The following is a 5,634-nucleotide window of genomic DNA, read 5'->3' as shown; positions in this document are numbered from 1 at the left end:
GGTGTCCATCAGCATGGGGATGAAGGCGGTCAGCGTCACCTGGGCCGCCAGCGCGTCCTCAAAATGGGAGATGATGCCGCTGGTGAAGGTAGCGGAGAGCATCAGCAGCATCAGCCAGGGAATCCGGCTGCGGAAGAGACGGTATACCGGGCTTTCCAGGTAGGGCTCCTCGGAGGGAGACATAGCGGCCATGACCTCCATGTCCTCCGTCGCCTCCGCCTGCAGCACCTCCATGGCGTCATCCGCCGTTACTACGCCCATCAGACGGTTGTCCCCGTCCACCACCGGCAGTTCCAGCAGATCGTATTCCTGCATCAGCTGGGCGGCCAGCTCCCGGTCGTCCTGGGGCTGGACCGTGGCAAAGGGATGGGACATCACTGCCTCCAGACGGGCGCCGCCCCGGGTCAGCAGCAGTGTCCGCAGGCTCACCAGCCCCAGCAGCGTATAGTCCTCTGCCACCACATAGCAGCTGTTCATGTTCTCGTCCGGCAGTCCCACCTGACGGACCCGCTCAATGGCCTCGTTGACCCGGCAGAGGGGCGGCAGCACCACCGGATTGGACCACATGATGGCTGCGACCGTATCCGTGCCGGGGCGGAAATTCTCGCGCAGGACCTCGCTGCGCACGCAGTTGTTCATCATCATGACTCGTACCTCCTTGTTTTACGGGAGCAACCGCTCCTCTTGAGACAGGAGGCCGGACAAAGCGCGCCTAGATGACAGGACGGGCCCGTAGTCGGTGCCGGTCCTGCGGAAACGTGCCTTTCCTTCTGGAAATCTTGTCTGGCCTTCGACTGCCGGTGTCCATCCTGTTCACCTCACTTTTTTTGAAATCAAGCCGCAAAAAAGCGCCCCACCGGTGGCAGGGCGCTCTGCAAAAGCGGTTGAAACCGTTCAAGCTTTAGCTTCGCCGGGCGGTGAAATCGCGTTAGGTCATGCCTTGTTGTTCGACAAGCCCTGTTCAAACCATCGTGTGATGTCTCCATCACTTTGCGGCAGCGATCCATATCCCTGCGGTAGCCTTACCTACCGGACGCAATATGCGGTTGTTATCCTTAACATATCCGAAACACCCGGATTTGTCAACCCCGGGTTTGTGAACTTTCTGCAAACAGCTCCTCAGCCCTCAAACGCTGCGATCTCCGCCAAGAACTGCCGGCCATACCGCTCCGCCTTGCTGGCACCCACGCCGCTGACCGCCTGAAACGCCCGCAGGTCCGTCGGCTGGGTCAGGGCCATCTCCCGCAGCGTCTTGTCGGTAAACACCACATAAGCAGGGACGCCCTGCATCCGGGCGATCCGGGCCCGCAGCGCCCGCAGGTGCTGAAACAGCTCCGCCGCCGGGCCGTCCAGTTCCGCCTGGACCGCCTTCTTCACCGGCGCAGGACGGTCCTCCCGCAGCATCCGCATGGTCAGGGGGCCGCCGTCCTCCCCGATCTCCGCCGACCGCTCCCCCAGCTCCAGCACCGGATACGGCCCGCCGCTGAGGGCCAGGATGCCCTCGTCCAGCAAAAACTGGATGCGCTCCCGCACTTCTTTCTGGGTAAAGTCCCGCAGCACACCGTATCCCGGCTCTTGATCCATGTGGTATTTGCGGACCTTGTCCGTGTCGGCGCCGCAGAGGGTCTCCGTGATGACGCCAATGCCGAAGTGCTGCCCGGTCTGGGCCACACAGCGCAAAATGGCCCGGGCCTCCGCGCTGACGTCCACCTCCTGAAAATTGTGGAGGCAGTTGTAACAGGCGTCGCAGTGCTCCGGTGCCCGCTCCCCGAAATACTCCAGGATATACTGCCGCAGGCACCGGCGGGTACCGCAGTAGCCTGCCATCCGCCGCAGGCGCTGCAGATCCCGCTCCCGCAGACGCTCCAGCGTCCGCTCGTCCAGATCCTCCCGGGGCTCCCCGTGCTCAATGAGAAAGCGGGCCGTCCGCACGTCCTGACCGCTGTAGAGCAGGATACAGCTGGAAGGCGCGCCGTCCCGTCCGGCCCGGCCTGCCTCCTGGTAGTAGCTCTCCAGATCCTTGGGCATGTTGTAATGAATGACATAGCGGACATCCGACTTGTCGATCCCCATGCCGAAGGCGTTGGTGGCCACCATCACCTGGACCCGGTCGAAGAGGAAATCCTCCTGGTTTTTCCGCCGCTCTTCCGCGTCCAGTCCCGCGTGGTATCGGGTGGCGGACATGCCCTCTCCCTGTAAAAACGCACACACATCCTCCACCGCCCGGCGGGTGGAGCAGTAGACGATGCCGCACTTGCCGGGACGGCTGCGCACCAGCTCCAGCAGGGCGGTCTGCTTGCTCCGGGGCTCCTGGACTTCAAAATAGAGATTCTCCCGGTCAAAGCCTGTGGTCACCATGGCGGGATGCTCCAGCTTCAAAAGGCGGCGGATATCATCCCGCACCTCCGGGGTGGCGGTGGCGGTGAATGCCCCGATGGGAGGCCGCTGCGGCAGCGACGCCACAAAGTCCGGGATATTCAGATAGGATGGCCGGAAGTCCTGGCCCCACTGAGAGATGCAATGGGCCTCGTCCACCGCCACCAGGGAGATCTGCGCCGCCTGGGCAAAGGCACGGAACCCATCTGTTTCCAGCCGCTCCGGCGCCACATAAATGATTTTATACCAGCCGTCCCGGGCCCGGTCCAGCGCCAGCAGGTACTGACGGTAGGTCAGGGTGCTGTTGAGGAACGCTGCCGGGACGCCCATCTGCACCAGTGCCGTCACCTGGTCCCGCATCAGCGACACCAGCGGCGACACCACCAGCGTGATCCCCGGCAGCAGCAGCGCCGGCACCTGGTAGCAGACGGATTTTCCCGCGCCGGTGGGCATGATGGCCAATGCATCCCGCCCGGAGAGCAGGGCATCGATCATGGCCTCCTGCCCGGGGCGGAAGGCATCATAGCCGTAATAGGTTTTCAGGATCTCTTCCTTGGTCATGGCGGGTCTCGTTCCTCTCTTTGCCGCGCAGAAAATGGCCGCCCTCCGGCGGCCATTTTCGCAAGATTATATGTTGAAATTATACCACACCGGTCCATCCTGTTGCAAGGCCCTGCCGCACCTGCGGCAGAGCTCCATTTTCACGACAGGTAGCTCAGCAGCCGGCCGGCCTCCAGCGCTGCCAGCGCCCGGACACCGTCAAAATCCACGTAGGGATTGTAAACCGCTTCCAGCGCGTCGTGGTTCGTCTTTGCCTCCCGCAGGGCCACCATGCCCTCCTCCCGCAGCAGCGCCGTCATCCGCAGCTGGAACCGCAGTCGGGCACGGTTTTTCGGCTCAGCCATGGCGTCCAGCCGAATCCGGCGGTAGGGTTTTCCGCCATACTCCATATCCGCCCGGGATGTGACAAACGCCAGCCCCAGGCCGGGAATCAGCAGATGTTCCATCCGCCGGGGGTCCTCCGGGGCCATGCAGGCGATGGTGTCCCAGCCGTTGACCTCCGCTGCCTTGTGGAGCTGCGCCAGGATCTTCCCTGCCAGTTCCCAGCTGTCCGCCAGTTCGTAAACCTTGGGACACAGGGTATCCACGCTGTCAAACCGCCAGATGTACCCTTTGTGGGTCAGACTGCCCAAAAAGCGCCGGGTGGTCTTTCCTGTCTCCCCGCCTCTGCGGCGCAGCTCCCGGGTGATGATCCCCGCCGTCCGTCGCTCTGCCTTGGACACATCAAAGGTCTCCTGTACCGCCGTAATGGTATCCAGTTCCACCTGCCGGGCGGCCTTGAGGTTCCGGTAGGCCCGCTGATACGCGGCCTTATAGGCGTGGGTGTGCTCCTTGACCTCCTCTGCGGCGGCCTTGGCGGCGGTCAGATCATAAAACCGCCCCAGGTCCACATACCGGTCCACTGCCGCCGGGTACTGGGGTTCCACCACATGGGGTGCAGTTCCGTCCACCACTGCACAGCGGATGGCCGGCAGCACCACCCCATCCAGAGAGTCCGGGTCCCCGGAGCACCACAGATACTCTACCGGCGTGCCTGCCGCCTCCATGCAGCGCCCGATCTCCCGCATGAACGTGTTTTTCCCGACTCCCGGTCCACCTTTGAGGACCATCAGATCATACGTATCCGCAAGATCCACTACCTCGGAAAAAAGGTTTTGGAACCCGTCTCCGCTGTTTGCGCCTGCAAAAAAGTTCGTAACCATTGCCATAAGGCTCCCTCCAAGTCTGTTCTCATCCTCAGGCTATGCAAAAAAGACTTGGCTTGACAATATCTGTTTTTCAGAACCCGCAAAAATTTTCCCACAGATCTGCAATTTATAATGAAATCTGTCTTTGCTTTTGCTATAATGAAAATGTTATCGTATTACACAGATACGGCTGGCAAATCACACGAAAGCAGGAGCAATGCCATGGAAGACTATACCCCCACACTTTCTGAGGAGGAACGGGCCGCCCGACGGGCCCAGCGTGCGGAAGCCCGTCGCCAAAAGCAGCAGGCCAGACGCCGCCGGCAGCTGCAGCAGCTCCTGCCCGTTTGCCTGGTCTTAGTCCTTCTTGTGGGACTGTTGGCCGCCTGGGCCTTTCAGCGCCAGCCGGAGGACAGCGGTACAGATGATACGGTTTCCCCTGCGCCAGTCAACCAGATGACGGAGGAACCGGAGACAGAGACGATTGCTTTTCAGCCGCGGGAAACCGAGAGTACCATTCAGCTGGGCGATGATTTCGCCAGCGAATACGCCGTGGTCATTGATGCAGAGGACGGCAGCATTCTGGCGGAAAAGAACGCGGATGCCGTGATCTCCCCTGCTTCCATGACCAAGATCCTGACACTTCTGGTGGCCGCCGAGCACATTGAGAATCTGGACGACACCGTTACCATCACCATCGACATTACCGATTACTGCTATGTCAATGATTGCAGTGTCGTAGGCTTTGCACTGGATGAAGTGGTTCCCGTCCGGGAACTGCTCTATGGCACAATCCTCCCCTCCGGCGCAGACGCCGCCCTGGCCCTGGCCAAATATGTGGCCGGCTCCCAGGAGGCTTTTGTCGCCTTGATGAACGAGAAGCTGGAGGAATTGGGTTTGAGTGATACCGCTCATTTTACCAACTGTGTTGGGCTCTATGATGAGGCCCATGCCTGTACGGTTACCGACATGGCGCTGATTCTGAAGGCTGCTATGGAAAATGATCTGTGCCGGGAAGTCCTCTCCGCCCATACCTATGAGACAGCGCCTACCACTCAGCATCCGGACGGACAGGTTCTCTCCAACTGGTTTTTGCGCCGAATTGAGGACAAGGACCAGGAGCTGCCTGTCCGTGCAGTGGCGGCTAAAACAGGATATGTCGTTCAGTCCGGGAACTGTGCCGCAAGCTATGCAGAAAGCGCCGATGGCCATGGTTTCCTCTGTGTCACAGGAAACGCATACAGTGCCTGGCGGGCCATCTACGATCACGTGGAATTATATAAGCTCTGCTCCTGAAAAAAGCAGGATGCCTTGTTAGAAGGCATCCTGCTTTTTGTTGTGCTGTTATAAGGCGGCAAAACTCCCCGCTTAAAACAAGACATGGTGAAAATACTGCGGGATCATTTGCGGATACTCTGGCAGCAAATCCAAGCCTGAAACCACACTTGAATCTTGACACACCAGTTGCGTTCCTGTCTTTGCTCAAAAAAGCCCCGTCCGGAAATCCGGA

The 5,634-nt window shown here is 60.4% G+C and carries 4 protein-coding genes, 1 pseudogene and 1 riboswitch; of the genes and pseudogenes, 2 read left to right on the top strand and 3 right to left on the bottom strand.

The window, feature by feature from the left end:
* Positions 1-13 precede the first annotated feature (13 nt).
* Positions 14-163, top strand: a complete 150-nt coding sequence (locus QZL67_RS02510) for a hypothetical protein (RefSeq protein ID WP_292919712.1) — start codon at positions 14-16, stop codon at positions 161-163.
* Between the two features lie 71 nt (positions 164-234).
* Here the strand turns inward: QZL67_RS02510 and QZL67_RS11655 are convergent.
* The 3 genes and pseudogenes from QZL67_RS11655 to QZL67_RS02500 form a co-directional block, all read right to left on the bottom strand.
* Positions 235-567, bottom strand: a pseudogene (locus QZL67_RS11655) (CBS domain-containing protein); the annotation flags it as partial.
* A 315-nt stretch (positions 568-882) separates the two neighbouring features.
* A riboswitch (M-box (ykoK) riboswitch) is annotated at positions 883-1,041 on the bottom strand.
* A 78-nt stretch (positions 1,042-1,119) separates the two neighbouring features.
* On the bottom strand, positions 1,120-2,937 hold the full coding sequence (gene recQ, locus QZL67_RS02505; RefSeq protein ID WP_022289203.1) for a DNA helicase RecQ: 1,818 nt from the start codon (positions 2,935-2,937) through the stop codon (positions 1,120-1,122).
* 140 nt (positions 2,938-3,077) lie between these two features.
* Positions 3,078-4,004 (bottom strand): hypothetical protein, encoded by a 927-nt coding sequence (locus QZL67_RS02500; RefSeq protein WP_292919710.1) that lies wholly within the window; start codon positions 4,002-4,004, stop codon positions 3,078-3,080.
* A 342-nt stretch (positions 4,005-4,346) separates the two neighbouring features.
* Here QZL67_RS02500 and QZL67_RS02495 point away from each other — a divergent pair, with 342 nt between their 5' ends.
* A complete protein-coding gene (locus QZL67_RS02495; protein ID WP_022289201.1) occupies positions 4,347-5,420 on the top strand; it encodes a D-alanyl-D-alanine carboxypeptidase family protein in 1,074 nt (357 codons plus the stop codon).
* The last annotated feature ends 214 nt before the right edge of the window (positions 5,421-5,634 follow it).

The sequence above is a fragment of the Oscillibacter sp. CAG:155 genome (genome assembly GCA_000436875.1).
Lineage (GTDB): Bacteria > Bacillota > Clostridia > Oscillospirales > Oscillospiraceae > Oscillibacter.
The sequence above is the reverse complement of the archived record's forward strand: the minus strand, read 5'-3'. Positions and strand labels throughout refer to the sequence as shown.

Coding starts and splice junctions, on each gene's coding strand:
- QZL67_RS02510 (WP_292919712.1), top strand. CDS start 14: ATGGGGATGAAGGCGGTCAGCGTCACCTGGGCCGCCAGCGCGTCCTCA.
- recQ (WP_022289203.1), bottom strand. CDS start 2,937: ATGACCAAGGAAGAGATCCTGAAAACCTATTACGGCTATGATGCCTTC.
- QZL67_RS02500 (WP_292919710.1), bottom strand. CDS start 4,004: ATGCGGGAGATCGGGCGCTGCATGGAGGCGGCAGGCACGCCGGTAGAG.
- QZL67_RS02495 (WP_022289201.1), top strand. CDS start 4,347: ATGGAAGACTATACCCCCACACTTTCTGAGGAGGAACGGGCCGCCCGA.